Genomic DNA, 1,370 nt, shown 5'->3' on the forward strand with positions numbered 1-1,370 from the left:
TGAACCGCCCCGGGTTTGGTGGAGGGTCCTGACCTCTTCAGGGAGGCTGGAGTCATGCCCGCACCGAGGAAGTACAGCGACGAGCTGCGTGAGCGAGCGGTTCGGATGGTGAACGAGACGATCAAGGACAATCCGGGGATGGCGCACAAGCGTGCGTGCACCCAGGTCGGCGAGCAGCTGGGTATCCCTGGGGCGACCTTGCGGAACTGGTTCCGCAACCCGCCCAGGGGCTCCTCGGGCACGTCGTCGCTGCCGGTGGATCCGGCAGCGCGGATTATCGAGCTGGAACGGGAGAACCGTGAGCTGCGCCGGGCGAACGCGATCTTGAAGACCGCGTCGGCTTTCTTCGCGGCGGAGCTCGACCGCCCACCGACACGCTGATCGCGTACGTCGACGCGTACAAGGGTCAGTTCGGGGTCGAGCCGATCTGCACCGTGCTGGCCCAGGCCGGCGCGAAGATCGCCCCGAGCACCTACTACGCCCGTCATGCCCGACCGCCGTCCAGGCGAGCGATCGCCGACGCAGCCTTGGATGCGCGGATCACGGCGGTCTTCGAGGCCAACTACCGGGTGTACGGAGTGCGGAAGATGTGGAAGGCGCTGAACCGGCAGCAGCCAGCCGGTGATGTGCGCGACGGTGTCGACGGCCGGTGCGACCCGGTGCCCCGCTGTGCCGTGGAGCGGCGGATGCGGGCGCTGGGGCTGCGCGGCGCCACCGCCGGGGACCACAAGCGTCCACGAACGACGATCCCCGCCAAGGACGCCCGCCCCGAGGACGTGCTGGGTCGGGACTTCACCGCGCCCGCGCCGGACACCCGCTGGGTCGCCGACATCACCTACGTGCCGACCTGGGCCGGGTTCGTGTACGTCGCGTTCGTCATGGACCTGTACTCCCGGCGGGTCGTGGGCTGGCGGGTGTCCGCCACGCTGCGCTCCGACCTCGCCCTGGACGCTCTGGAGCAGGCCATCTGGCAGCGACAGCAGGACGGACACGCCCTGACCGGGCTGGTCCACCACTCCGACCGCGGCGTGCAGTACCTGTCCATCCGCTACACCGAGCGGCTCGCCGAGGCCGGCATCACCGCCTCGGTCGGCTCCGTCGGCGACTCCTACGACAACGCAGCCGCCGAGGCCCTCAACCGGCTCTTCAAGACCGAGCTCATCCGCCGCCACGGACCTTGGCGAACCCTCGAACACGTCGAGCTCGAGACCCTCAAATGGGTCGACTGGTACAACCGGGAACGCCTTCACTCCTGGTGTGGCGACACCCCACCGGTCGAGCACGAGAACAACTACTACGCTGCCCAACACCCCTCCCCGGCGATCGCCGAGGAAGGACACCTGACTCTCCACTGAACCCGGGGCGGTTCA

The 1,370-nt window shown here is 68.9% G+C and carries 1 protein-coding gene and 1 other annotated feature; the gene reads left to right on the forward strand.

Going from position 1 to position 1,370, the window contains the following annotated elements; translation table 11 throughout:
* Positions 1–54: 54 nt before the first annotated feature.
* Positions 55–1,355 (forward strand): IS3 family transposase gene (locus ACK8HX_RS17725; protein ID WP_411942042.1). Its coding sequence is split into 2 segments (ribosomal slippage): positions 55–340 and positions 340–1,355, totalling 1,302 coding nucleotides; the frame shifts between segments, so codons are not numbered across the junction.
* Positions 339–467: a sequence feature (AL1L pseudoknot), on the forward strand. (Overlaps the previous gene by 129 nt.)
* Positions 1,356–1,370: the final 15 nt, after the last annotated feature.

The organism is Oryzobacter faecalis, from assembly GCF_046764005.1.
Lineage (GTDB): Bacteria > Actinomycetota > Actinomycetes > Actinomycetales > Dermatophilaceae > Oryzobacter > Oryzobacter faecalis.